Annotated in this window: 31 protein-coding genes and 1 pseudogene; 16 read left to right on the forward strand and 16 right to left on the reverse strand. The window is 66.3% G+C overall.

All coding sequences use genetic code 11. The features are described 5' to 3' along the window. Positions 1-37 precede the first annotated feature (37 nt). Positions 38-709: an HAD family hydrolase gene (locus tag C6A82_RS14660; RefSeq protein ID WP_105348908.1), complete on the forward strand. Its 672-nt coding sequence runs from the start codon at positions 38-40 to the stop codon at positions 707-709. On the opposite strand, the gene C6A82_RS14665 is transcribed toward C6A82_RS14660, so the two are convergent. The 3 genes from C6A82_RS14665 to C6A82_RS14675 all read right to left on the reverse strand — a co-directional run bounded on the left by C6A82_RS14665 (position 710) and on the right by C6A82_RS14675 (position 3,606). Continuing rightward, positions 710-1,807, reverse strand: a complete 1,098-nt coding sequence (locus C6A82_RS14665) for a hypothetical protein (protein ID WP_105348906.1) — start codon at positions 1,805-1,807, stop codon at positions 710-712. Positions 1,808-1,877: 70 nt separating this feature from the next. Then, on the reverse strand, positions 1,878-3,158 hold the full coding sequence (locus C6A82_RS14670) for a cytochrome P450 (protein WP_105348904.1): 1,281 nt from the start codon (positions 3,156-3,158) through the stop codon (positions 1,878-1,880). A 10-nt stretch (positions 3,159-3,168) separates the two neighbouring features. Next, on the reverse strand, positions 3,169-3,606 hold the full coding sequence (locus tag C6A82_RS14675; RefSeq protein WP_105348902.1) for a hypothetical protein: 438 nt from the start codon (positions 3,604-3,606) through the stop codon (positions 3,169-3,171). Positions 3,607-3,680: 74 nt separating this feature from the next. Here C6A82_RS14675 and C6A82_RS14680 point away from each other — a divergent pair, with 74 nt between their 5' ends. Continuing rightward, on the forward strand, positions 3,681-5,600 hold the full coding sequence (locus C6A82_RS14680; protein ID WP_105348901.1) for an NAD(P)/FAD-dependent oxidoreductase: 1,920 nt from the start codon (positions 3,681-3,683) through the stop codon (positions 5,598-5,600). Positions 5,601-5,603: 3 nt separating this feature from the next. Here the strand turns inward: C6A82_RS14680 and C6A82_RS14685 are convergent, their stop codons facing one another. Continuing rightward, a complete protein-coding gene (locus tag C6A82_RS14685; RefSeq protein ID WP_105348899.1) occupies positions 5,604-6,119 on the reverse strand; it encodes a nuclear transport factor 2 family protein in 516 nt (171 codons plus the stop codon). Positions 6,120-6,301: 182 nt separating this feature from the next. Here C6A82_RS14685 and C6A82_RS14690 point away from each other — a divergent pair, with 182 nt between their 5' ends. Together C6A82_RS14690 and C6A82_RS14695 are read left to right on the forward strand one after the other, a co-directional pair. Then, positions 6,302-7,264 (forward strand): alpha/beta hydrolase, encoded by a 963-nt coding sequence (locus C6A82_RS14690; RefSeq protein WP_105348898.1) that lies wholly within the window; start codon positions 6,302-6,304, stop codon positions 7,262-7,264. Positions 7,265-7,427: 163 nt separating this feature from the next. Further along, positions 7,428-7,871: a hypothetical protein gene (locus tag C6A82_RS14695; protein ID WP_105348896.1), complete on the forward strand. Its 444-nt coding sequence runs from the start codon at positions 7,428-7,430 to the stop codon at positions 7,869-7,871. A gap of 51 nt (positions 7,872-7,922) precedes the next feature. Here C6A82_RS14695 and C6A82_RS14700 read toward each other — a convergent pair whose 3' ends face one another. Continuing rightward, positions 7,923-8,324: an SRPBCC family protein gene (locus C6A82_RS14700; RefSeq protein ID WP_233217165.1), complete on the reverse strand. Its 402-nt coding sequence runs from the start codon at positions 8,322-8,324 to the stop codon at positions 7,923-7,925. A gap of 94 nt (positions 8,325-8,418) precedes the next feature. On the opposite strand from C6A82_RS14700, the gene C6A82_RS14705 reads away from it, so the two are divergent. Continuing rightward, positions 8,419-9,189, forward strand: coding sequence for a class I SAM-dependent methyltransferase (locus C6A82_RS14705; RefSeq protein ID WP_105348934.1), 771 nt, complete (start codon positions 8,419-8,421; stop codon positions 9,187-9,189). Here C6A82_RS14705 and C6A82_RS14710 read toward each other — a convergent pair. Further along, positions 9,186-9,668 (reverse strand): DUF6653 family protein, encoded by a 483-nt coding sequence (locus C6A82_RS14710; RefSeq protein WP_105348895.1) that lies wholly within the window; start codon positions 9,666-9,668, stop codon positions 9,186-9,188. The genes C6A82_RS14705 and C6A82_RS14710 overlap by 4 nt on opposite strands. Before the next feature lie 110 nt (positions 9,669-9,778). Between C6A82_RS14710 and C6A82_RS14715 the strand changes: the two genes are divergently transcribed. Both C6A82_RS14715 and C6A82_RS14720 read left to right on the forward strand, forming a co-directional pair. Then, complete coding sequence (locus C6A82_RS14715) at positions 9,779-10,285, forward strand: protein disulfide oxidoreductase (protein ID WP_105348893.1); 507 nt, start codon at positions 9,779-9,781, stop codon at positions 10,283-10,285. Positions 10,286-10,296: 11 nt separating this feature from the next. Next, entirely contained in the window at positions 10,297-11,190 is an 894-nt protein-coding gene (locus C6A82_RS14720) for a cytochrome c biogenesis CcdA family protein (RefSeq protein ID WP_105348892.1), read from the forward strand. On the opposite strand, the gene C6A82_RS14725 is transcribed toward C6A82_RS14720, so the two are convergent. Next, positions 11,126-11,479, reverse strand: a complete 354-nt coding sequence (locus tag C6A82_RS14725) for a hypothetical protein (protein ID WP_105348890.1) — start codon at positions 11,477-11,479, stop codon at positions 11,126-11,128. The genes C6A82_RS14720 and C6A82_RS14725 overlap by 65 nt on opposite strands. A gap of 73 nt (positions 11,480-11,552) precedes the next feature. Between C6A82_RS14725 and C6A82_RS14730 the strand changes: the two genes are divergently transcribed. Then, complete coding sequence (locus C6A82_RS14730) at positions 11,553-11,855, forward strand: putative quinol monooxygenase (RefSeq protein WP_396836078.1); 303 nt, start codon at positions 11,553-11,555, stop codon at positions 11,853-11,855. A gap of 141 nt (positions 11,856-11,996) precedes the next feature. After that, complete coding sequence (locus C6A82_RS14735; RefSeq protein ID WP_105348888.1) at positions 11,997-12,215, forward strand: hypothetical protein; 219 nt, start codon at positions 11,997-11,999, stop codon at positions 12,213-12,215. 11 nt (positions 12,216-12,226) lie between these two features. On the opposite strand, the gene C6A82_RS14740 is transcribed toward C6A82_RS14735, so the two are convergent. After that, entirely contained in the window at positions 12,227-12,385 is a 159-nt protein-coding gene (locus tag C6A82_RS14740) for a hypothetical protein (RefSeq protein ID WP_158261672.1), read from the reverse strand. Positions 12,386-12,485: 100 nt separating this feature from the next. On the opposite strand from C6A82_RS14740, the gene C6A82_RS14745 reads away from it, so the two are divergent. Then, entirely contained in the window at positions 12,486-13,436 is a 951-nt protein-coding gene (locus tag C6A82_RS14745) for an esterase family protein (RefSeq protein ID WP_105348885.1), read from the forward strand. Here the strand turns inward: C6A82_RS14745 and C6A82_RS14750 are convergent, their stop codons facing one another. Next, the gene (locus C6A82_RS14750) at positions 13,437-14,357 is read right to left on the reverse strand and encodes a helix-turn-helix domain-containing GNAT family N-acetyltransferase (protein ID WP_199193960.1); all 921 of its coding nucleotides are present in this window, start codon (positions 14,355-14,357) and stop codon (positions 13,437-13,439) included. It abuts the gene before it with no gap. Positions 14,358-14,512: 155 nt separating this feature from the next. On the opposite strand from C6A82_RS14750, the gene C6A82_RS14755 reads away from it, so the two are divergent. Continuing rightward, the gene (locus C6A82_RS14755) at positions 14,513-15,397 is read left to right on the forward strand and encodes a cyclopropane mycolic acid synthase family methyltransferase (protein WP_105348883.1); all 885 of its coding nucleotides are present in this window, start codon (positions 14,513-14,515) and stop codon (positions 15,395-15,397) included. Positions 15,398-15,670: 273 nt separating this feature from the next. Next, positions 15,671-16,234 carry a hypothetical protein gene (locus C6A82_RS14760; RefSeq protein ID WP_105348881.1) on the forward strand — a complete coding sequence of 188 codons (564 nt, stop codon included), beginning with the start codon at positions 15,671-15,673 and terminating at the stop codon, positions 16,232-16,234. A 278-nt stretch (positions 16,235-16,512) separates the two neighbouring features. Here C6A82_RS14760 and C6A82_RS14765 read toward each other — a convergent pair whose 3' ends face one another. From C6A82_RS14765 to C6A82_RS14795, 7 genes and pseudogenes are all read right to left on the reverse strand, one after another. Then, complete coding sequence (locus tag C6A82_RS14765; protein ID WP_105348928.1) at positions 16,513-16,890, reverse strand: thiol-disulfide oxidoreductase DCC family protein; 378 nt, start codon at positions 16,888-16,890, stop codon at positions 16,513-16,515. An 18-nt stretch (positions 16,891-16,908) separates the two neighbouring features. After that, positions 16,909-17,873, reverse strand: a pseudogene (locus C6A82_RS14770) (NAD(P)H-dependent flavin oxidoreductase); the annotation flags it as partial. Beyond that, entirely contained in the window at positions 17,860-18,912 is a 1,053-nt protein-coding gene (gene speB / locus C6A82_RS14775) for an agmatinase (protein ID WP_105348880.1), read from the reverse strand. The gene speB and the pseudogene C6A82_RS14770, both read right to left, overlap by 14 nt. A 55-nt stretch (positions 18,913-18,967) precedes the next feature. Further along, entirely contained in the window at positions 18,968-19,435 is a 468-nt protein-coding gene (locus C6A82_RS14780; protein ID WP_105348878.1) for an SRPBCC family protein, read from the reverse strand. Then, positions 19,432-19,758: a helix-turn-helix transcriptional regulator gene (locus tag C6A82_RS14785; protein WP_105348877.1), complete on the reverse strand. Its 327-nt coding sequence runs from the start codon at positions 19,756-19,758 to the stop codon at positions 19,432-19,434. Before C6A82_RS14785 ends, C6A82_RS14780 begins: the two co-directional genes overlap by 4 nt. Positions 19,759-19,824: 66 nt before the next feature. Beyond that, the gene (locus C6A82_RS14790; protein WP_105348875.1) at positions 19,825-20,055 is read right to left on the reverse strand and encodes a hypothetical protein; all 231 of its coding nucleotides are present in this window, start codon (positions 20,053-20,055) and stop codon (positions 19,825-19,827) included. Between the two features lie 7 nt (positions 20,056-20,062). Next, the gene (locus C6A82_RS14795; protein WP_105348874.1) at positions 20,063-20,824 is read right to left on the reverse strand and encodes a DUF2867 domain-containing protein; all 762 of its coding nucleotides are present in this window, start codon (positions 20,822-20,824) and stop codon (positions 20,063-20,065) included. Positions 20,825-20,859: 35 nt separating this feature from the next. Between C6A82_RS14795 and C6A82_RS14800 the strand changes: the two genes are divergently transcribed. The 4 genes from C6A82_RS14800 to C6A82_RS14815 all read left to right on the forward strand — a co-directional run bounded on the left by C6A82_RS14800 (position 20,860) and on the right by C6A82_RS14815 (position 24,545). Then, on the forward strand, positions 20,860-21,483 hold the full coding sequence (locus C6A82_RS14800) for a TetR/AcrR family transcriptional regulator (RefSeq protein ID WP_105348872.1): 624 nt from the start codon (positions 20,860-20,862) through the stop codon (positions 21,481-21,483). A 22-nt stretch (positions 21,484-21,505) separates the two neighbouring features. After that, positions 21,506-22,453, forward strand: coding sequence for a threonine/serine dehydratase (locus tag C6A82_RS14805; protein WP_105348871.1), 948 nt, complete (start codon positions 21,506-21,508; stop codon positions 22,451-22,453). A 192-nt stretch (positions 22,454-22,645) separates the two neighbouring features. Then, on the forward strand, positions 22,646-23,977 hold the full coding sequence (locus C6A82_RS14810) for a hypothetical protein (RefSeq protein ID WP_105348927.1): 1,332 nt from the start codon (positions 22,646-22,648) through the stop codon (positions 23,975-23,977). Further along, a complete protein-coding gene (locus C6A82_RS14815) occupies positions 23,949-24,545 on the forward strand; it encodes a Pr6Pr family membrane protein (RefSeq protein WP_105348869.1) in 597 nt (198 codons plus the stop codon). The genes C6A82_RS14810 and C6A82_RS14815 overlap by 29 nt, the downstream gene beginning before the upstream one ends. The last annotated feature ends 7 nt before the right edge of the window (positions 24,546-24,552 follow it).

Below are 24,552 nucleotides of genomic sequence, written 5' to 3' on the forward strand. Positions count from 1 at the left end.
GCGTTTAAGGGCGGCCCCGCGCGGGCATCCCCGGGCGATGGCCAAACCGCCCGCAGTGCTGTTCGACATCGATGGAACCCTCGTCGACTCCAACTATCTGCACGTGCATGCCTGGGCCACGGCCTTTGACGACGTCGGAGTCGCGGTGGAGTCGTGGCGAATTCACCGGTCGATCGGCATGGACGGTGCCCGGCTCCTCGAGTCGTTGGCCGGCGACGCCGACGACGACGTGCAGCAGCATGCCAAAGACCTGCACCTGCGTTACATGCGGGAAGCGGCACCTCTCATGCGGCGTCTTCCCGGCGCGCATGAGCTGCTTGAGCGGATCCGTTCACTCGGCCTGCAGATCGTGCTGGCGAGCTCGTCGAGCGAAGACGAGCTGGCGTTGTCGCTGCCCGTTCTCGACTGCGACGACCTGGTCTCGGCGAGGACGTCATCGAAGGACGTCGATGTCGCCAAGCCGGAACCGACGATCATCGAGATAGCGATGGATCGGGCCGGTGTCGATGCCGGGCACGCCGTGTATGTCGGTGACGCCGTATGGGACATCATCGCGTGTGGCCGTGCCGGGGTGCCCGCAATCGGCCTGCTCAGCGGCGGCGTGTCTCGAGCGGAGCTCGAAAAGGCCGGCGCTGAAGCCGTTTTCGACAATCCACGCGATCTGTGCGATCACCTAGACAGCACCGCCGTCGCCAGACGGAGCGGCTGATCACGTCACCGAATACCGAAGAATGGCGCCGACGCCGTCGGCCGGCTTGATGCGTGCCGCCGCTGGGACCAGCGATGCACCGGTCGATATCGCGACCATCGGCAGGGCCTCATCGGCGCGAAGCGTCTGACTCGGGGCCTGGCCGAGCTGTGAGAGGACGTCCGCGTTGGGAGATACCGTCGCCAGGTCGTCACCGGCCACGACGGTCGCTTCGCCCATCTCGCCGATGATCAGAGTCTCGACGGCGCCACCGCGAAGGGCCGCGGTGACCCCGGCGAGCCCCTCGGTCGCAAGCCCGGAACCTCGACCCAGTTCGGCCGTGAACCGGTCTGCGACGTCGTCGACCGCGGCGAAGTGTCTGCGCTCGATCTGATCTGAGATCGCTTGGTGCAAGTGGCGTTCGTCGATGCTCGTCCTGGCGCCGGCGTTGACCTCGATACACCGGTCGGCCACACGTTCGGGCAGGTCGGTCAGGAGGTCACTGCGCGATTGCACCTCCCCGACGATGAACACCACCTCCGGTGACAACTCGTCGACCAGAGCCGCCACTCGATGTGCCACCGAGGCAACGTTTTTCCCCCGGGCGTTCTCCGCGGCGCGTTGCGGGTCGCCGTAGCCCGACGTCTCGGCTCCCGAGGCCTTGTGGACCGGATAGCCTTCGCCGTCGACCGTCTCCTTACGGACCCGCCCATCGTGGTGGATCTCGATGTCGGCGCCCGCGTGATCGACCGCGACCACAGCGAACGCCGGGCGCTGGAAGCTGTACTCGACGATCGGTACGACGTAGGGCAGGTCCGAGACCCTGACGACGGGTGACGATGCGGGCCGAACGAGCGCCTCATCGAGCACCACCGAGTCGCTGCCAAGGACAATGGCTCGTCCACTCTTTCCGACCGGTGGGCTCGAGCCTCTGACCGCGCGCTCGAGGCGCTCGGTCACACTGGCGTCGGCGCCCTGTTCGTCCAGCTGACTGCGCAGCTCACGCAACTTGATGTCCAGTTGGGCGGCAGCGTCCTCGGTATCGTGCGAATCGTCGAAGTACACCGACGCGTACGGTCCCTTCGAGCTCAACAGCTGCCGAAAGCGATCGGCTTGCATGATCCTCCCCGTCGTCAGGCGTTCGTCGCTTACGCGCCTTGGAGTGCCCGAAACTGACGACGTCAACCGTCTAACGGGGTGTCCACGCCACCGGAAGCCGTTTGATGCCGTGGATGAAGGCGGAGTGCAGTCGATCCGGCTCCTCGGTCGCGATGAGGTCGGGCAACTGCCGGTGGAGTTCTTCGAAGGCGACGGTGATCTCGCGGCGGGCGAGGTTGGCGCCGAGGCAGAAGTGTGCGCCTCCGCCACCGAAGCCGACATGCGGATTCGGATGGCGGCGAACGTCGAACCTCCACGGATCGGCGAACTTCGTCTCGTCTCGGTTGGCCGATCCATACCAGAGCGTGACCTTGTCGCCCGCAGCCATTGTGACGCCGCCCAGTTCGACATCGCGCGTGGTCGTGCGTCGCATGTAGGCCACGGGCGACGCCCAGCGCACGATTTCCTCCACAGCCGTCGGCGCGAGCGCGTCGTAGTCGTTCCACCAGTTGTCGCGCTGCTCGGGATAACGGCTCAGCGCCAGCACGCCATGGCTTATCGCGTTACGCGTCGTCTCGTTCCCCGCGACCACCAACAGAATGAAGAACGAGGCGACTTCCGCGGAGGTGAGCCGCTCGCCGTCCAGTTCTGCCTGTACGAGGCTTGTCGTCAAATCGTCGCCGGGTGTACCCCTTCGGTCCTCGGCCAGATCCTTGGCGTATGCGCCGATGTCCACCGCCACCTGATAGAACTCGTCGAAGTCGGTGGCGATGTCGGGGTCACCGAAACCGAGAATGACATTGGTCCAGTGGAAGATTCGCTCGTGGTCCTGCTCGGGAATGCCCATCATGTCGCAGATGATCTGCAGGGGCAGGGGACCGGCGAGATCGGAGACGATTTCACCCTTACCGTCGGGATGGTCCCTGCGCATCGCGGACACGAGCCGACGGGCCCGGTCACGAACCGAATCCTCGACCAGCGCAAGCACGCGCGGGGTGAATGCGCTGCGGACGATGTTGCGCAGCCGGGTGTGCCGCGGATCGTCCATCGCGATCATCGACCCGAAGTACTCCGCCAGCTCGGGGGTCTGATCGCCGATCGTGATCCCGTCCGCGGAGCTGAAGATTTCGGGATGGCGGCTGGCGTAGAAGACGTCGTCATGCCGCGTCAATGCCCAGTGCCCGGCGCCGGGTGTGAACTCCTCGCCGACGAACGACTCGTGATACGAGATCGGCGCCTCCCGGCGCAGGGTGGCGAAGGTGCCGTCGCGTATGTCGTCGTCGAGGCCCCAGAAATCCCACGACCCGAGGTCGATGTCCGACAGCGGAATCTCGGGAGGAACGGCGCCGTTCACCCTGGTCGCAATGCCCATCTGGGCAAGTCTACGGGCGGGCCTCGTGGCCGGCCCGACCCTTGGTGCGCCGCCTCTCCTTCATCTCCGCCTCGAAGACGTGGCGCACGCCGTGCTGCAGGTCGTCGCGGATCCGTCGCTCGTGATCGTGAAGCACTTTCCAGTAGCTGTCGTCGAACTCCTCGACGATCTGAAAGGTCCATCGTCCGTACAGCACGTTGCGGCCCACCATGTCGGTTTCCAGCCGGTCGGCCTCCTCGTCGTGGCCGGCAGAGCGCAGTTTGTCGCAGGCCTCGCCCAGCAGCAGATCGGCCCGGCCCATGAGCTGATGGAACGAGTACAGGTGGCCGCGGGCCCGTTCGACGTACTCGACCGCTTCGGACATTGTGCCGACCGCGTCGACCGTCTCATCGCTCACGCCGTCGGGGCGGCGGCCGAAGTCGCCGTTCTTCTCCTCAGAATCCGTCACGGCGTGCAGATACCCAGGTTCGGCAGGCCGCAATCGCCTGCGCCGCTGAATCCGCGCGTGGTAGCACTTCAGTCGTGCGCAACCCACATGCCGGACAGCCATTTACGACGCCGGACCAGGAGATCGCCGAGGCCCTGCTCGACGTCAGCATTCCGACGCTGATGCTCTCGCTGGTGCACATGTCAGGGAACGCCGAGTTGATTCGTGGGCCTCTCAAGCCCGCCGGGCTCTTCCTCAACGAGGTCCAGGGTTACATGTCCGAGGAGGACAAGGCCGCCGTCCGCAAAATCGCACTGGACGTCATCACCGACTACCGCGACCGCGGCTGTCCGGAACCCGAGCCGGTCAGCGTGGGACTGTTGCACGAGATGATGCAGTGGCTGGTGTGCGAGCCGGTTCCCGACGAGTACGTTCCGATGCTGCTGGAGGAGATGGAACTCGACGGCCGCGACGCGCGATCGGTACCGCCTGCGAGCAATGCGGACGACTTCCCGGTCGTCGTCATCGGATGCGGCGAGTCAGGACTCCTGGCCGGAATCCGGCTCAAGGAAGCCGGCATCCCCTTCGCCATCGTCGAGAAGAACGCGGGCGTCGGCGGCACCTGGTACCAGAACACCTATCCCGGCGCGCGGGTCGACGTGCCCAACCACTTCTACTGCTACAGCTTCGAGCCGACCGATCAATGGAAACACTTCTTCGCCGAACAGCCGGAACTGCAGGCGTATTTCGAGCGCGTGATGGACAAGCACGATATCCGCCGCCACGTGCTGTGGGAAACCGAGGTCACCGAGGCGTCGTGGGACGACGACGCCTGCGCATGGACGGTTCGCACCCGCGACCGCCGCGGACAGACGGCAGAACTGCCTGCGCGCGCGGTGATCACCGCGGTGGGCCAGCTCGATCGGGCGCACATCCCGACCATCGAAGGGCACCAGGACTTCGCGGGCCCTGCGTTTCACTCCAGCGCCTGGGATCACTCCGTTGAGCTGGCCGGCAAGCGCATCGTCATGATCGGGGCGGGGGCCAGCGGTTTTCAGATCGCGCCGACGATCGCACCAGAAGTCGTGCACCTCACCGTGTTTCAACGCACGGCGCAGTGGATGTTCCCCAACCCGAGTTACCACGACGAGGTCGGCCCCGGAGTGCGGTGGGCGTTGAAACATCTGCCGTTCTACGGCCGCTGGTACCGCTTCCTGTTGTTCTGGCCGTGGTGCGACAAGGGACTCGACGTGGCCCGCGTCGACCCGGACTATCCCGACCAGCAGAGGGCGATCAACGAGATCAGCGAAGTAACCCGGATCATGTTCACGGACTGGATTCTCAGCCAGGTCGGCGATGACCCCGAGTTGCAGGCCAAGGTCGTGCCGGACTATCCCGCGACCGGTAAACGCACGCTGCAGGACAACGGGAGCTGGCTCAAGACGCTGACTCGTGACAACGTCGAACTCGTCCGCACAGGCGTCGACCGCATCGAGCCGAACGCCGTGCTGGCCGAAGACGGCACTCGGCATCCCGCCGACGTCATCGTGTACGCCACCGGGTTCGAGCACACCAAGCTGTTGTGGCCCATGACGATTCGCGGCAGGGGCGGCGAAGTCCTCAGCGAACGCTGGGGGGAGCGACCGTCGGCCTATCTGGGCATCACGATTCCCGGCTACCCAAACTTCTTCTGCATGAACGGCCCCGGCACCTGGCTGGCCAGCGGCGGCAGCTTGATCTTCCATTCCGAGTGCCAAATGCGTTACATCACACAGTGTTTGGAGATGTTGATCGCAGGCGGACACCGGACCATGGAGCCGACTGTCGAGAAGACGAAGGACTGGCACGAACGCAGCCAGGCCGAGATGGCCACCATGGTGTGGTCACAGCCGACGATCAAGCACTCGTATTTCAAGAACAGCTTCGGCGAGGTGCACACGCTGAGCCCGTGGCGGCTCGTCGACTACTGGACCTGGACCCGCGAACCCGATCCCGACGACTTCGTGTTCTCCTGAGGATCAGTCCAGCGCCCAGCCCATGTTCTTGGCGAAGGTGCGGCCGTCGTCGGACAGCGTGCCGAGTTGATGACTGCGAGTGACGTACTCCTGCACCATCACCAGGAAGTTCATCGGGTTGTACGCGTCTTCCTCATAGCTCCACTTACCGTCTCCTGCGTACTTGAGCACCGTGATCACCGGCGACTCGTGGACGCTGCCGTCGCCGGGATCCTTCATCCGGTTGGGGATTCTGGCGATGACCCAACCCTTCTCCTCGTCGATCGCATACCACTCGCAGGGGAAGGTCGGCATCTCGCTGCCGGGGAACATGTTCATGGTCGAGCTGATCCATTCGCGAATCTCTTCCCGGCCGGTCCTGTTACCCATGCCGTGCTCGACGTACTCGGCGTCCTCGGTGAAATGGTCTGCATAGCTGGCCCAGTCCCAGCTCTTGCCGATCTCGGCGACGGCCCGCTCGTAGTTGTGGAACGCCTCCTCGAGCTCTGCGCGTGACCATCGACCCTGTGAAGACCCCATCGCGCTCACTCCTTGGCTCGCCGCTGAAACGCCGACCTCGTTCTACCAAAAGCGGGCCGGTGCCGGGCCGGAATCAGAACAGGGCCAAGGTGCGCTGGTCGCGCCCGCGAAGGGGCGACCGGCCGGTCGGTCGACGTCTCGTCGACGGCGGATGGTCCGTACCGCCACGATACTGTCGGCCCATGACCCTCCGCCTTGATCCTGCGGTGAAAGCGAAGATGAGGGCGCTTTCGGACGCCCTGGGAGAGAACGAGGAAGCGCCGGTCGGTGACGTCGAGGCACGGCGAGTCAGCGGCCACCGGATGATGGACCACATCGCCGCCACCACGGCGCCGATCGACGGCGTCGACACCAAGCCGCTCACGGTGCCCGGCAGTGGTGGCGCTGAGCTCGAGGCGACCTGGTACCGCAGTTCGGCGGCGGAGCAGCCGGGCAGTGCGGTGCTCTACCTGCACGGTGGCGGCATGATTTTCAGCCTCGCCGAGATGGGGAAGATGTACGACCTCGCGGCGCGGCGGTATGTCGCGGCGTCGGCGGTGCCGATGCTCGTCGTCGACTACCGCGTCGCACCCGAGCATCCGCACCCCACCCCGGTCGAGGACTGCTACGCCGCGCTCGAATGGCTGTCCCGGCAGGCCGATGTCCTCGGCTTCGACCCGAACCGGCTCGCGGTGATGGGCGACAGCGCGGGCGGGGGGCTTGCAGCGGGCGTGTGCTTGATGGCGCGCGACCGCGGGGGACCGGCTCTCGCCGCGCAACTCTTGATCTACCCGATGCTCGACGACCGCACCGCCGCCCCCGATCCGGCCATCGAGCCCCTCCTGACTTGGACTTACGACGACAATCTCACCGGCTGGGGTGCGCTGCTCGGGCAGTCGGCCGGCCACGACGGCGTTTCACCGTACGCGGCTCCTGCACGCGCGGCCGCGCTCGCCGGACTTCCTCCCAGCTACATCGATGTGGGAGACCTGGACCTCTTCCGTGACGAGGACCTCGACTATGCGCGCAGGCTGTCGGACGCCGGGGTCCCCACCGAATTCCATCTTCACCCCGGCTGTCCGCATGCATTCGAGGCCCTGGCCTACGGAACGGACGTGGCGTCGCGCACGCTCGATGACCGCATCCGCCGACTTCGTGCGGTGTGACCGCGTCGAGGTAACGGACAGTTAGGGCCGCTCGATAACCCGCAGGGGTCATGGCTTGCCGCCTACGCCACGTCAGGCAGGCCACGGGAATGAACAGTGGCGCACCAGGCGTCGGATAGAGGGAACTTTCCGACGTCCGCGTCACCCCGACTAGGAGTTGAGGATGAAACTCGCGAGAACAGTGGTCAACGCGATGGTCGTCGCCGCGCTCGGCTTTGGAGCCGCGGGGCTGGGCACGGGTGTGGCGTCGGCCAAACCAGGGCACGACATCGACAGGCCGTGCTTCCCGTTCTGTGAGAACCAGCAGAACCACGACGAGTGGAACGACTTCGACCGCGGCGACTTCAACCGCGGTCCCGGCGGTCCCGACCATTGGGACAAGGGTCCCTGGTGGGCCAACAACCGCCACGACTGGTGGGACGACCGCCAAGGTCCGCCGCCGTGGGGGTGGGGCCCGCCGCCGGCATACCGGTGGGCAGGCGGCCCGCCGCGGCCGTTCAATTACTGGGGCTACGACGTCACTCCCGTATGGGACGACGGCTTCCGCGAGTGGGGCATCTGGTTGTTCGGCCTGTGGATCCCGATCATCGGGATCGGAGTCGGCTAGGCACACCGTGCTGTGAAGACTGCCGCCCTGCCACGTGCAGGGCGGCAGTTCTCACTTCGCCTCGACGACAGCCTTGATCCGTTCCAACGTCTTGCGCATGTCCCGCTTGTTCCGGCGCGTGCGCAGCTGACCGCCGAGGACGGCGAAGAGCTTGGTGAACGCGCTGTCGGTCATCCTGAAGGACTCGGTGACGTCGGTGCCGCCGTCAGTCGGGGTGAAGCGGTAATGCCAGTTGTTCACCGGCCTGTCGCCGACGAGCACCTCGAAGCCGAATTCCCGGCCCGGTTCGCAGGCAGTCACTCGGCAGACCGTCCAGTAGACGGGTCCGATCTCATTGCGCTTCACGTGTCCGCGGAACCGTGCGCCCAGCGCGGGTTCGGTGACGCCGTCCAGCCATTCGGCCTCCATCACCTCCGGCGAGAACTTCCCGGTGTTGCGGACGTCGGCGACGATGTTTCACATCTCGTCCGCCGGCGCCGCCATCGGAACAGTCACCGATGCCTGCATAACGACCTCCTTGAGTGGTGCCTTCACGTTAACTGTGCGGGTGGCCGACTGGAGCGGCGAGGACTACGCGAAGATCAGCAGCCTTCAACGCGCGATGATCGAGGAGGCCAAGGTCGGCCTCGACCTCGGCGCATCCGACCGGGTGCTCGACCTCGGATGCGGGGACGGCTACCTGACCCGGGCGATCGCGCGGATGGTGCCTCGCGGATACGTCGCGGGCGCGGACCCTTCGCGGCGCATGATCGCCACCGCACACGCCGCGGCGGCGCCGACGGCCTCTGGTCCGTGGTTCGTGCTGGCCGACGCGCGGCTGCTGCCGTTCGGCGAGTGCTTCGACCTCGTGGTGTCGTTCAATGCGCTGCACTGGGTGCCCGAGCAGCGGCAGGCGCTGAGTCAGATCGCGGCCGTCCTGAGACCGCGTGGGCGCGCGCTGATCCAGGTCGTCTGCGCCGGGGAGCGCAAGAGCCTGGAGACGGTGGCCATGGAAGCCTGTCGCGATCCGCGCTGGGCAGAGCGTTTCAAGGGATTCGCCGCGCCGTTCGTCCACGTCGATCCGGCCGACTACGGTGCGTTGGCGTCGTCAGCGGGCTTGACGCTGGAAAACCTCACGGTGAGCGATCGCGAATGGGATTACGGCTCCCGCAGTGCCTTTCGGCAGTGGTGTGCGGTCGGAACAACGGCGTGGACCGACCGGTTGCCCCCTGCCGACCGTGAACGGTTCGTCGACGGACTCGTCGATGCGTACCAGGATGTCGTCGGTGGGCCCGGCCTCTTCCGCTTCATGCAGATGCGGGCCGAACTGAGGCGTTAAGACGTCACGACCTCGTCGTACAGCAGCGCCATCCGATCGAGGAACCAGAGTTTGCCGAGCATCTGCACCGCGACGCCGAACGCGGTGATCCACGGGTCGAGCAGGATCAGGCCCCATACCCAGAACGGCACGCCCGCAGCACTCATCGCGCTCAACACCAACGGTGCGACAGTGTGCCGCTCGGGGATCGGCGCCTCCTTGCGAGCCGTCCAGTACTCCTCGCCGAGTACCGACCTCGACGCCCAGCTGGTGACCGCCTGCGGCGGGGGGAACACCCGCGGGTTGAGCATCGTCCACACCGCGACGGCGGCCACCGGCAGAAGCGACCACCAACCGATCCAGGTGTGCGACCATATCGCGGCGGTCAGCAGCAGAGGGATCGGAATGCGGGTGTAGACGCTCCACGGATTGGCGTGGCGCCGCCAGGCGTCCGCACCGGTGAGGCCGAATGCCTTGATCATTCGATTTCGGCCGGTCAACGCACCCCCCGTTCGGTTTGCGCTGCAATGAACCAGGGAACGACCCAGCGCGTGTAACCAGTGTCACCCAATTCGTGCGTCCGGCGTAGTCGGTCTCAGGGAGGAGCCTCATGTTCCGTCGTTTACTCCGTATGTCGAGGTCACTGACCGTCGCATTGGCCGCTGCGATCGTTGCGCTGTCGCTGAGCAGCCCGCCAGCTGCTCTCGCCGACGATCGCATCGGGTTCACCGGCACCACCTTGAGCGGCGCACCGTTCAACGGTGCATCGCTCGCGGGAAAGCCGGCCGTGTTGTGGTTCTGGACGCCCTGGTGCCCGTTCTGCAACGCCGAGGGGCCGTCGGTGAGCAACGTTGCGGCTGCGAACCCCGGGGTGACGTTCGTCGGGGTCGCCGCGCGTTCGGACGTCGCCGCGATGCAGGGATTCGTGTCGAAGTACAACCTGAACTTCACCAACCTCAATGACGCCGACGGCGCCATCTGGGCGCGCTACAACGTGCCGTGGCAGCCGGCATACGTCTTCTATCGGGCCGACGGCACATCGACGTTCGTGAACAACCCGACCTCGGCGATGTCGCAGCAGGAACTGGCCGACCGGGTCGCGGCGCTGCGCGGCTAGCCGCCACGAGCGTGCAGCAGGACCTGGTCGGGCTGGCGTTCGCCGCCGGACTGGTGGCTGCGCTCAACCCGTGCGGCTTCGCCATGCTGCCCGCCTACCTCGCGTTGGTGGTGCGCGGCAACAACGACGAGGCCAAGAGTCCACCTGCCGCAGTCGGTCGCGCCGTGGCTGCGACGGCGGCCATGACGCTGGGCTTCCTCGTCGTCTTCGGCGCCTTCGGGGTCCTGACCGTCTCCCTGGCCTCGACGGTCCAGCGGTACATGCCCTATGTGACGATCGTCATCGGCGCCGCGCTCGTGGTGGCTGGACTGTGGTTGCTAGCCGGACGCGAACTCACTCTGGCCCAACCGAATCGGCTGGCGCGCAGCACTTCGCGAGCCCCTACGCGCGGGCTCGGCTCGATGTTCGGCTACGGCGTCGGGTACGCGATCGCCTCGCTGTCCTGCACTGTGGCTCCGTTTCTCGCGGTGACGGGCGCGGGCATCGGCGGCAGATCCGCCGCCGAGCGCCTAGCGGTTTACGTCGCCTACGCCGCAGGCTTCGCCCTCATCGTCGGCGCGCTTGCCGTCGCGGTGGCGCTGGCGGGTTCGGCTCTGGTCGACCGGCTGCGCCGAATCCTGCCCTTCGCCAACCGAATCGGCGGTGCCGTGCTGACGGTGGTCGGCCTGTATGTCGCATATTACGGCTATTACGAGGTCAGGCTGTTCACCGCAGGCGGCAGCCCGGCCGACCCGGTGATCGCGGCGGCCGGGCGGCTCCAGGGCGCCATCGCGGGCTGGGTCCACCAGCACGGCGCATGGCCGTGGGTGGTGTTACTTGTCGCGCTGACGATTCCCGCGTTCACCTGGGCTTGGTTATCGAAACGGTCCCGTGCAAGTCGGGCCACGGCGGTCGGCGAACCATAGCCAGCGTGCCGAAGGTCGCCGCGATCAGACCCTTCAGCGCTCCCACCAAAGCGATCCGGGTCGAATCGAGCGCGGGCACCCAGGTCGCTTCGCCGTCCTTGATGACGAAAACGCCGACCGGTCTTGCGGCCAGCCGCAGATCGGTGTCCTGCACGCCCGGCCGCGTCCGGCCACGCACCCGCGCCACCGGCAGCACAGTCACACCGTCTGCCGTCTCGTACGGCTGGCCGTAGACCCGGGCGGCCGAAGGGTCGGGCACGATCGAGTCCAGGGCGTCTTGCAGCTTCATCGCTTCCTTTCAGTTCGTCCTCGATGACTTTCCCGACCGCGCATGGTCTGACTTCCACGTGATCGTCGAGTAGGTGGAGGAGAGCGACATGGTGATCGTGGCGGGACATCTCATTGTCGGCCGGGAGGTGCGGGATGACTACCTGGCCGGCTGTGCAGAGGTCGTCCAGCTCGCCAGGTCGGCACCCGGCTGTCGGGACTTCGCGATCTCGGCCGACCTGCTCGATCCGGCCAGAATCAACGTTTTCGAGCGATGGGACTCTGCGGTGTCGGTCGAAGCATTTCGGGGAAGCGGTCCAGGCCGGGACCAGTCGGCGATGATCATCGCGGCGTCGGTGTCCGAGTACGACGTCACGGGGCAACGCAAGCTGAGCTAACGCCGGCAATGGCCGAGACGACGCAACGACCGGTTCCTCGAATCCGCGCCCCGTGCCGGCAACCGCGCTCTACACTCAATTGACAGCGGCGTCAGACATTTACGCCACCGGGGCGCCCACGTCAGAGGACCGGAGACAGCCATGACCGTCTCGTTTTCACAGCCCGAAACCGTGAGCACGCTGCTGCGGGAACTCGGCATGTCCCACGCCTGCGTCAGGAAGACCAGGGCCGCCCTCGAGACGTGGCTGACATCCCACGAGCCTGGGCGACCGCTGCGATTGAGCCTTCGGGAGAACGGCTACGGCGGTCTGCTGCAGGGCGTCGACGACAGGCATCCGAAGCGGGACCGTCGAGTCTGACCGTCGAGCGCTCAGCGATCGAAGTCGTCGTCCTTGATGGGGACGACCGTCGCCTGCTCGATCAGATCCGCCTCGTTCGCATCCGACTTGCGCGCCGCGCTGACCTCTGAGGGGTCGAGGCCGGCTTCCTCATCGTCGACGTCGACCGGAATGTCGTCGGGTTGAGTCATGAACTGATTGTCTCCCTTCATGGATAGGGATGTAACTGCGCGTTCGCGGTAGGCGATATCCAATTTGTCGGGGATTTACGCACGACGGGAAGTAATCGCCATGGAAATCCTCCGCCGCTTATTTTCCGCCGCGTTCGCGGCCACTCTGCTGGCCGGCTTGATCAGCGTCCTCGGTGGGACACCCTCTGCGACCGCGGCACCCGAGACACTGAGTGTGCCTTCGGCGGCGATGGGCCGCGACATCCAGGTCCAGTTCCAGGGTGGCGGACCCCACGCCGTCTATCTGCTCGACGGTCTGCGCGCGCGGGACGACCGGAGCGGCTGGGACATCGAAACCGGCGCGTTCAGCTGGTTCGACGGTTCCGGAGTCGCGGTGGTGATGCCGGTGGGTGGCATGTCCAGCTTCTACACCGACTGGTACCGACCCGCCGTCGGCAACGGCACCACGCAGACCTACAAGTGGGAGACCTTTCTGACGTCCGAGTTGCCGGGCTGGCTCGCGGCCAACAAGGGCGTCAGCCCGTCCGGCAACGCCGTGGTGGGCGTGTCGATGTCCGGGGGAGCGGCGCTGGTGCTTGCGGCCTACCACCCGGGCCAGTTCGTCTATGCGGGATCGCTTTCGGGCTTTTTGAATACCTCGGATCGACTGTGGCCGGTGCTGATCGGGATAGCCATGGCCGATGCGGGCGGGTTCAACGCGCTCGACATGTGGGGTCCCTACGGCGGTGGCGCGTGGCAGCGTAACGACCCGATGCTGCAGATCTCGCGGCTGGTGTCGAATGGCACCCGAATCTGGGTCTACAGCGGTAACGGCAATCCGACCGACCTCGACGCCGGGCTGGGAAATGCCCAGATTCCCGCGCAGTTCCTTGAGGGCCTCACGATCAACACCAACAAGCAGTTCCAAGCCCGCTACCTTCGCGCGGGCGGGAGCAACGGGGTATTCAACTTCCCGTCAGGCGGAACTCACAGCTGGGGTTACTGGGGCGGGGAGCTGCAGGCCATGAAGACCGATATTCAGCGCGTTCTCGGCGCCGCGCCGGTCGCCTGATCAGAGGTCGCGCGACCAGTACTCGCCGACGATGTCGTGACCGAATTTGGTCTCCGGCTCAGAACGGTCGAGCGAGAAGCCCGCACGTTGGTAAATCCTGCAGGCCTGCGTTTGAAGGTCGGTGGTCCACAACATGATTCGGGTGTAACCGGACCGCCGGGCGAAATCCAGGCACTGATCGACCAGGCGGGTGCCGACGCCCGCACCGCGCGCCTGCGGCTCGACGAGCAGCAGCCGTAGCTGCGCGGTGTTGGCGTCGTCGGCCGCAGTGCAGAAGATGGAGCCGACGCGGTCGCCGCCGAGTTCGGCGATCCACGCCCCTTCGCGCGCGTTGTCACCGCGGTCGACGAAATCGGCGACGACGCGCGCGACGAGCCCCTCGAATCCCGCACCCCAACCGTGCTCGGCGGCATATCTGGCGCCGTGCCGCGCAACCACCCAGCCGAGGTCACCCGGCGCGGGCGGCCGCAGAACGAGGCCGCCGACGCCGTCTCGATCGTCGTCGAGCACACGGCGGATCCGGCCCATCGCCGACCCGAGCTGACAGCGTTGGTCCTCGTCCAGCCTGGCGACCAGGCGGTCGATCGCTTCCGCCTGCAGCGAGTCGGCCTCGACGAACGCGGCATGCCCCGCAGGCGTCAGACGAACGACGTGACGGCGCCCATCGGTCGCCGACGGTTCGCGTTGGACGAGGCCGTCGGCGATGAACCTGGACAGGATGCGGCTCAGATACCCGGCATCCAGGTCCAGGTCGCGCCGCAGATCCGTCACGGCCTGCTGGTCGCTGTGCGCCAGCTCGAACAACACCCGAGCCTCGGTCAATCCGAAGGCGGAGCCGGCCAACTTGGGCCGAAGCAGCCCAATGATGCGGGTGTAGAAGCGGTTGAATTCTCGAATCTGCGTCACGACCGCCCTCGGCATAGTTGACAGAGTCAACTATTTACTTGACCTTGTCAACAATTGCCCGTTTCGGGATATGCCGGCTGCACCCGTTATCCTCTACGAACCAGCATCGGCCGAGACCACCGCGCCGACCATGCCTGGAAAAAATCGTCGAAACGCCGAAAGGCCCTACCTTGTCAAAGACACCGGCAGGCACCCCGAACCTGGAGCCGCACTTCGAGGACGTCCAGGCGCACTACGACCTGTCCGACGACTTCTTCCGGCTCTTCCTCGACCCGACGCAGACTTACAGCTGCGCCTACTTCCAGCGCGACGACATGACGCTCGAGGAAGCCCAGATCGCCAAGATCGATCTGTCCCTCGGCAAGCTCGGACTGCAGCCCGGCATGACACTGCTCGACGTCGGCTGCGGCTGGGGTGCCACCCTGCGCCGTGCCATCGAAAAATACGACGTGAATGCCATCGGGTTGACCCTGAGCCGCAACCAGCAGGCACATGTTCAGAAGAAATTCGACGAGCTGGACACCACGCGTTCACGGCGGGTGTTGCTGCAGGGTTGGGAGCAATTCGAAGAGCCGGTGGACCGGATCGTGTCGATCGGCGCCTTCGAGCATTTCGGCTTCGACCGCTACGACGACTTCTTCACCATGGCCTACAACGCGCTTCCCGCCGACGGTGTCATGATGCTGCACACGATCGTGCAAGCCAGCAAGCAAGAGGTCGAAGAGCGCGGACTGCCGATCACGATGCGCCATCTCAAGTTCTTCAAGTTCATCATGGACGAAATCTTCCCCGGCGGCCGGTTGCCGTCGGTCGACCTGGTGAAGGAGCGCGCCGTCAAGGCCGGTTTCGACGTCCAACTGGTCCAGCCGCTCCGGCTGCACTACGCCCGCACTTTAGATAACTGGTCGGCGGCCCTGGAAGCCCACAAGGACGAGGCGATCGCGATTCAGTCGCAGGAGGTGTACGACCGGTACATGCGCTACCTGACCGGTTGTGCCGACCTTTTCCGCGATGGCTACACCGACGTCTGTCAGTTCACGCTGGTCAAGAGCTGACGACGGTTCTGGCCGCACACCTCAGGGTGGCTGCCGAAACCTCCGCCACAACCGCAGCGGCAACAACCTCATCAGCGGTGCGCGCTTACCCAGATCATCGGTGTTGCGCGGATTGAGCGCTGCGGCATAGTGTTTCGAGTCGTCGGCCCTCGGCCTTCACACCCCACATCATCTCGACGACGCCGCCGATCGCCATCACCGCCGCGCCGATGAGAACGACAGCATAACCTGACCGCGCACACCGGATTCAACCCACGGCGTACTTTGACTCGTATGAGCGGTGGGGACCCTGGTTGGCTTCGGTCCTCTCCGGCGAGAGCGCTGATGCTCGCCACGTTCGTCATGTCGTTGGCGTTGGGCACCGGTTTCCTGCTGTTGACCGGTCCGGACGGCGACCCTACGGGGACGCTGACTGGTGCCACGCCGATGACCGACGAACAGGCGGCGGGTCAGGTGGTCGACTCGGCACGGCAGATCGTCGACAGCGCGACGCTCAAAGGAGTGAGCGGCAGCTACATCTTCATGTCGTGTACGAGCCTGCACGATCCGCCCTACCAAGCGGCCGTGTACCTCAATTTCGCGCTGCCCAAGACGAATTCGGCCAAGCGAATCCGCGAGGTCGCCGAGGCGATGCTGGCCAGCGGCTGGCAGGAGGCGCCCGCGATGGGTGAACACTTCGGCATGAAGTTGACGAAGGACGGCGTGACGACGACCTTCCACGAGAACCCGGACGATCCGGCGTTCGCGACCGTGCGTATCTACGGGGAATGCCGTGTGACGTCCGATCACCGTAATGACAACCCGGCCTTCACCGACATCACCGACCGCCTCGGTTGAGGGTCCGCTGCAACAACACCGTGTCCAGCCAGCGGCGGGCCGCGACTCCATTGCGCGCAATAGGCGTAGCCCGCGATGTCGCCGTTGCGTTCGGCGGCGAGGAAAGGCAGCCCGCTGTCGAGCACCGTATCGAACCGTCGTCGCCATTCCCGCGCATCGGGAGGTTCGATTTCGAACGTCGCCACGCCGGTTCGCACATGGTGGGCATAGATGTCGGCGACGCGTCGAGGTCATCTGCCACGGCGCGCCGGACGGTCGGTCCAGTCATACCGACTCCGTCAGCAGGCGACCGGATGCGATTCGCAGTAGGGCGTCTTGCCGGGAAAGCGGTAACGATGCTCGGCGACCCACCGGTAGATCGCTTCCTGCGCCGGCCTCATCCCGGGAATTCGGTAGACCAGTAGCGGAAGCCGGGTGCCCAGTGCCGCCGAGACGGCAGCGTTGACGGCCTCCGCGCCCGCGTACACCCGGCCTGAGGAATCCAGCCATCGCACACTGTCCATCAGGCGCTCCGGCGCGATGCCGAGTCGTTCCGCGGTGCCTGCGCCTTGCAGCGGTTCGGTCCGCAGATCGCCCGTGCGGTTCAACGTGAGCAGGAAGTCCCTTGACCGCGTGCACATCCCGCACGCGCCGTCGAAGAAGAGGACTCCGGCCATATTCTCATTGTCCCCCCGCGAGAGGTCCGCGACAGCTTGCCGGGCCGATGTGACCGACGTCATCCGGAGCGCACTCTCGCCGGCGTAGCAGGCCGCGCGGTCGACCGTGGACGCAGGCATGCCCGCAGTCGGCGCGATCGGTGAGAACACCGGCAGCCTCGGATTCTGCAGTTTACGGCCGCAGTCGTCGCAGGCAGCTTTGCCAGGATCGCGCTGCCCCGCGTGATCGCCCGTGTGACCGCCTTGGCCGTCCCGTCCGGATGACACCACCGCTCTGTTGCGGCATTGGGGATCACCCGGTGCGGCGCGGGCCACCCGAGCCCGAACAACGTCGTCGAAAACGTCCTGTCGGCGGTCAGAACCCGGCGTTGGTACTCGGGGTGTGCCCGCGACTCGGTAGTGAGCAGGAAACGGGTCCCCGCGACGACGCCGCTCGCTCCGGCGGCCAACGCCGCTCGGGTGTCGGCGCCGCTGGCGACACCGCCCGCGAGCAACACCGGCCTGCCGTCGGCGACTGCGATGGCGCGCGGTAGGAACTGCAGCGCCTCGGTCGTCCCGCTGAGATGACCGCCCGCCTCCCGCCCTGCGCGATGAGTCCGTCGGCGTTCCAACCGATCGCGCGTAGGGCCTGCTCGTGCGTGCCCACCATCACGAAGACGAAATCCCTGCCGCCCTCAGCTCGTCGACCAGTTCCCGGCACCGCCGAACGCCACCACGGCCACATCGATGCGTTCGCCTACACACGCCGACACATGGCTGCGCCGCAGAAACGGAGTGAGCAGGTTGACGGCGACCGCCCGGTCCGGCGCGACTTCGCGCACATGGCTTATCGACTCTCGCAGCTCGGAGACAGGGGCGAGGCCGAGCGTGCCAAGGCCGCCCGCGTCGGCGACCGCGGCGGCGAGCTCGGGGCCTACGAGACCGCCGCCCATCCCGGCCTGGGCGACGGGAACGTCCAGGCGCAACCGGTCAAGCAGGTCCATACGCAGGAGGACCGGGCGGAGTCGGGTTGGCCGCCGAGTCGCGGCGACGGGCGGCCATCCCGGCGAGCGCCTCGAAGACCACGCGGTGCGCGGCGTTCACGGTGAGTTCGGCGTGGTCGTAGGCGGGGGCCACCTCGACGACGTCGACGCCGACGACATCGTGGTCGTAGCAGAGCTGGCGCACCATGCGGAGGAGGTCGGCGCTGGTGATGCCGCCTGGTTCCGGTGTCCCGGTTCCCGGGGCGTGCGCGGGATCCATGACGTCGACGTCGACAGAGACATAGAGCTTGTCCGCCTTGGCCAGCGCCTCGGCGACCGCGTCGCGAAGCACCTCCTTGAAGCCGCGCTCCCAAATCTCCTGCATGGTGTGCCACGTCATGCCTTGTTCGAGCATCCACTCGAAGGTGTCCTGCGGAGGCCAGTAGCCGCGCAAACCGACTTGAACGAAGTGGGTACCGGGTACCGCACCCGACTCGATCAGCCGGCGCATCGGGGTGCCGTGGCTGGCGAGGTTCCCATCGATGATGTCGGCGGTGTCGGCATGTGCGTCGAAGTGCACGATGCCGACGTTGCCATAACCGTGTACGTCGGCGACGGCGGTCGCCGCGGGCCAGGTGATCGAGTGGTCACCGCCGAGAATGACCGGCACGATCCCGCGCGACGCCACGGCGTGGACGCGCTCGCGGATGTTGTTGTGCGACACCTCCGTCTGGCCGTGGGGGCAGAACGCGTCGCCGAAATCCACGACCTCCAGCCAGTCGAAGATCTCCAGCCCGTAATCGAGGTGGTAGGTACCCGGCTCGTAGGCGGTCGCGCGGATGGCACGAGGGCCGAATCTGGCGCCGGGCCGGTTCGTCGTGGCGATGTCGAACGGTGCACCGACGATCGCGACGTCGGGTCGCCAAGAGTCCAGCTGTTCGGTCTCGGTCAGAAACGGCCGGTGGCCGAACGACGCGAGGCCCGAGTAGGACAGGTCGAGTTGCTCGGCCATCCCCGGCGGCAAGTCCCGCTGCGGCACGTGGTCGTGCTGATCGCCCATGGGCGTGACAGTACCGCCCGCTCAGGCCCGATTCCGGCGATACCGGAACCGAAGATCACAACCCGGCGAACTCCGCGAACTTCGTCAGACCCGCACCCCAGCCATCGGCGGCGCCCACCGCATCGGCCATGCCTTGACCGCCTTCGCTCATCCGCCAGAAGTCCTTGTGTACCACGGTGACTCGGGTACGGTCATCCTCGGCGGCGAACGTCACCGTCACACGTGAGGCCTTCTCGACATCGCTCTCCAGCTGCCAGGTCCCGTTGATCATCCACGCGAAGGTGAACCCGGCGGGCGGGTCCCATTCGGTGACCTGGCCCCACACCGATTGGCTGCCGTCCTCGCTGGTGTCGTACAACCGCCCGCCGATCTGCGGTTCGACGGTTATCGCCACAACGGGGGACGTCGCAAGATGGTGCTCGGCGGGCCACCATTCGCCCATCCGTTTGGTGAAGAGGTCGAACGCCCGCTGCGGCGTTCCGGCTACGGTGACCTCGCGGCGGACATCGGTGATCGTGGTCATTGATTTGCTCCTGATTCGTTGGGCTGGTTGTCGGCGAATGCGGCGAAAGCAGAAAGCGCGTCGCGCCACATGACATCGAGCCACTGCCTGAGCACCTCGAAGCCATCGGTGGTCACCGTGTACACGCGACGCGTTCCGACGGGGTGGGATGTCACAACTCCGGCGTCCTTGAGGATCTTCAGGTGCTGCGAAACCGCAGGCCGACTGATCGGCAGTTGGTCCGCGATCTCCTGCACCGACGACGGCTTGCGGCGCACCAGGTCGAGGACGTCTCGCCGAGTCGGGTCGGCAAGCGAGTCCAGAACCGTTCCGTAAGTGAGCACTTACCGTTTGTATCAGCTTACCGACGCGTGGTCAAGCAGCACCGGTCGACGCCGACGGGACGACGATCAGACGCGGGAAGCCGTAGCCCGCCGCAACAGGTAGGGGCCGACCCTGCGATGGACCGGCCCGACGGCCGCCCAGACAAGCCGGGCAACGAGCGGTCGCCGGTAGGTGACCGACGTTTCCAGAGCCGCTGCCGACCGGGTCCGCCGCGCCACCAGGACGCCCTCGATGAGTGGGCCCTCCGCGCCGAGCCTGATGCTGTCATGGTCGGCGTCCACGATCTTCCAGCCCATCAGATGGTCAGGCGTGCCGATCGGGGACAGTCGAAGCCGCAGCACGCACCGGTGCGCGATGAGCACCACGATCCCGACCCAGGCGGGTGTCGACTCGACGCCCGCCAGAAAGAGCTCCTTCGCCGAACGGTCGTCTCCGGGTGTCAACGGGACCTCGAAGGTGTCCGAGTAATCGGAACCTGCCACCGCTAGGTTCATCGGCGTGCTGTGAAAGCCATTTCCGGCCAATCCGTTTGAGCATTTGCGGGTAGACGATCAGGTATCGGAACGGCATGATCGCCGCCATGTAACCGCGGCCGAGCGGGCCGTTCGGCTTCACCAGGATCGCCATCTGGCCGCGGTAGCCGCCGTTTTCGCTCGGCACCCAGCCCAGATGGATGACGCCGTGCACAGTCCGGTTGATCAGCTCGGCCGCCCACTCGTCGTCGAGCTGATACAGGGGAGTGGAGCCCATCGCAGGTGTCACCGCCGACGGGGAGTCGCGCAGGTCTTCGGGCAGCCGCTCCCGAAGGCTCGGCCGCATCGGGTCGTCTCCGTCTTCATCCCAACCCAACAGGTTCCCGAGGATCTTCCGGATCCCGAAAAGCAACCCGGTCGCCGACAACCGTCGCGGCGCGTCGTCGAAGGAGGTGACCATCCGAATCAGCCGCGGGAAGTCGTCAGGACCGCCGGGGGTGGGCAGCGCCCACACGTCCTCGAGCCGGAAATCGCGGGTGAGTTCGTGAATACGCCATGACTGTGAAAAGTGTGCGCCGCTCGGAAGTTTCATCTCCACCCTCCTCGGCCCTACGTTAACATACATATATGCACGTATCTAAGTCGGGATCTGCCCGAAGGCCGCGAACGCAGGCCGAGCGTCGCGCGCGCACCCGCGCCGCCCTGCTCGAAGCAGGTGCACAGGCCTTCTCGCGATACGGATACGGCAATGTGATCCTCGAAAAGGTCGCTGCCGAAGCCGGTTACACGCGCGGCGCGCTCTACCACCAGTTCGCCGGCAAGGAGGGACTCGCGGTCGCTGTCGTCACCTGGGTCGCCGAGACCTGGGAGCGAGAAGTGTGGATACCCGCGCAGGCCCGCCGGGCGCCGGTCGACATCCTGGTGGCACTCGCGCGCGGGCACATGGTGTTCTGCCGACGTGACGTCGCACGGGTGATGATGGCCCTGCGGGTGGAGTTCGACGGCCGAGAACATCCGGTGGGCACCAAGGTCGCCGACATCGGCCGCGATCTAGCGAAGCGGTTCGGCGCAGTGGTCGCCGCCGGCAGACGGGACGGATCGATCCCACCCGGGCCGCCGGCCAAAACCCTCGGTGCGGCGATCACCTCCGCCGTCGAGGGCATGGCGATCCACCTGGCAGGAGCCCCGCACGATGAGTTGATGGCCGAACGGATGGTGCGCGGTCTGCTCGGGGTGAACTCCGCCGGCTGACGGTGACAGGCACACTGAAGCCGTGCAGCTGATCAGCCTCGAGGACATTGAGTCGGCAGCCGACAGCATCTCCGACAGCGTCGTGCGCACCCCGTTGATACCGGCGACGTGGGCCGATCCTGCGCGGCCGCTCTGGATCAAGCCGGAGAACCTGCAGCCGATCGGTGCCTTCAAGATCCGGGGCGCCTTCAACGCTCTCGGCAACCTTTCGGACTCCGAGCGCGCGCGGGGGGTGGTCGCGTACTCCAGCGGCAACCACGCACAGGCGGTCGCCTACGCCGCAGCGGCGTACCGGACCTCCGCCCACATCGTGATGCCGGTCGAGACTCCCGACGTCAAGGTGCAGGCAACCCGCGACCACGGTGCCCACGTGGTGCTATGCGGCGCCGGCGAACGCGAGAAGGTCGCCGCAGAAGTGCTGGAGCAGACCGGCGGCGTGCTCATACCCCCCTTCGACCATCCCGACGTCATCGCAGGGCAGGGCACAATCGGCCTGGAGATCGCCGATGACCTGCCAGACGTCGAGAACGTGCTGATACCCGTCAGCGGCGGCGGCCTGGCCTCCGGCATCGGCACCGCCATCAAGGCCAGATGCCCGAAGGCCAGGGTTTTCGGGGTCGAACCCGAGCTCGCGGCCGACACTGCAGAGGGGCTGAAGCGCGGTGTACGGGTGGACTGGTCGATAGAGGATCGCAATCGCACCAGCGCCGACGGCCTGCGCTCACAGCCCTCGGAGCTCACTTTCGCGCACCTGCGGGAGGTGATCGACGACATGATCACAGTGTCGGAGAACGAGATCCGCGCCGCAGTTCGTGAGCTCGCGCTGCGTGCCCACCTGGTCAGCGAGCCGAGTGGGGCGGTCGCGTTGGCGGCATACCGGCACGGTGGCACGCCGCCCGGTCGCACGGTGATGATCCTGTCGGGCGGAAACGTGGAAGCCTCGACGCTGGCCGACATCCTTGCCGGATGAAAATGGATCAGCAACTTTCCGACATTTGCTGTTGACGAGTGTTCTGCGGTGTCAGCTGAAGGCACATTTGCTCGCCGCGTAGATCCGGCTGAAGGGGACCGCCGGGGGGCATGCCCCCGGAGAGATCGAGGTAGTCTCACCCGGATAGGTGACCAAGACCACGCCCATTTCTAGATTCCAGAGGGGGTGCGGATGGACGCGGTCCTCGGACTGTCCATGACGCCGACCACTGTTGGGCTCGTCCTCGTCGAAGGCCAGGAAGCTGACGGCGCCACCATGGACAAGGACGAGTTCGCGGTTCACGACCGCGGCCTTGCCAGCGCGGTCAACACTTCGGAGAAGGCGGCTGCGGCCGTGATGCGCACAGAGGCAATCGCCGCTGCGCGCGGCCACCGACTGCATTCCATTGGCGTCACATGGAGTGCGGACGCCGATACCGAGGCCTCTCTGCTTCTCGAGTCGCTGTCGGAGTCCGGGTTCGACAACGTCGTGGCCGTGCGGCTGCCCGAGGCCACCGAAGCGCTGGCCCGCGGAATCGCCGACGTCATCGGCTACGAGAGCACCGCGGTCTGCGTCATCGAGCCCGACGCCGTCGTCGTGCTCATCGTTGACACCGCCGACGGGGCTGTGCAGACAGCGGTAAACCATGCCGTCACCACCGATGAGGACCTCGCCCGCTGGCTGAGCTCCATCTTCGCCCAGGCCGACTGGCGACCCGAGGCCTTGGTGTTGGTCGGCTCCGGCAGCGACCTCGAGGCGATCACCCCGCATCTCGAGGACGTGCTGGCTGTGCCGGTGTTCGTCCCCGCGGAGGCGCAGCTGGCGCTCGCCCGCGGTGCGGCCATCGCCTCGACCCTCGGATCCGACGCCTTCATCGATGAATCGGGCCACGATTCGGGTCGGGTCAAGACCGTTCCACAAAGGTCGTCGCTGTTCCCGAGAATCGGCGCAGCCGGCGCCATGCTCGGTGTCGGCGTGGTGACCTTCGTCGTGTCGGGCTCGCTCGCCATCGGCATGCAGCTCACCGGGAACGAAAGCGCCAATCCCGCCGAGACCCCCGCGGCGGCGAGCGATTCCGAGAAGCCCGCCGCGGTCAAGGCCGCACAGCCCGCACCGGCCGCCCCGGCGCCGACCGTCGAGGCAGCGCTGCCAGCGCCGCCACCGCCGGCCGAACTGCCGCCGCCGGTGTATGACACAGAGCCCGTGCCGATCTCAGAGCCGCTGCCGCAGGACGCGCCCGCGCTCATCCCGGTCGACGGGACCGTTCCCCAGGGTGCGGTGGCCGCCAACGGTGTGCCGCTCCCTCCTGGGGTCACGGATCCGGCGCCCGGCCTCGTGCCCGCGGAGGTGACACCGGTTCCTGAGCGGAGCGGCGGATTCCTGGGACGTATTCGCGACAGGATCTCGGGCATCGGACGGCCGGACGAACCGGCCCAGGCGCCGGTCGACGTGGCTCCGCCTGCGCAGGATCCACTGCTGGTGCCCCCGCCTGCAGATGCACCCCCGCCGCCACCGCCTGGATAATGACCGTGTGCGGGTACTGCTACGCCTCCTGATCGTCGCGGCGGTCGTGATCGCACTGATCGCGGTCGAGACGTCCTCGCGATCCGGTGTGCTCTGGCGCCTGACCACCTTCACCTATCAGGCCAATGTGCTTGCCGCCGCTTACTACTCGTGGACGCTGTTCTCTGCGCGCGCACATGAGCGTGGCGGTCTCCGGGGGGCGGTTGTCCTCTATGTCGTCGTGGCCGGAATCCTCTGGAACCTGCTGCTGACCACCTACAGCATGGGCTATACACCGGCCAACATCCTGTTGCACATCGTGGTGCCCGTTCTTGCGGTCGTCGACTGGGTCATCGTCGGCCGCACTAACGTGCGCTGGTGGCAACCGCTGGCCTGGCTCGTCTACCCGACGCTGTACGTGGTGGTCGCCCTTCTTGTGCTCAATGAGGCGGGCCGCCGCGCTCCGTACTACTTCCTGGATCCCGACTCGGTCGGTATCGCTGTGGTCGCCGCGAACATGGGCCTTCTCGCGTTGTTCGTTCTTGTTCTGGGATATGGGATCTCAGCGGTGGGGCGACGTCGCCCGTAATCATCCT

The organism is Mycobacterium sp. ITM-2016-00318 (assembly GCF_002968285.2).
GTDB lineage: Bacteria > Actinomycetota > Actinomycetes > Mycobacteriales > Mycobacteriaceae > Mycobacterium.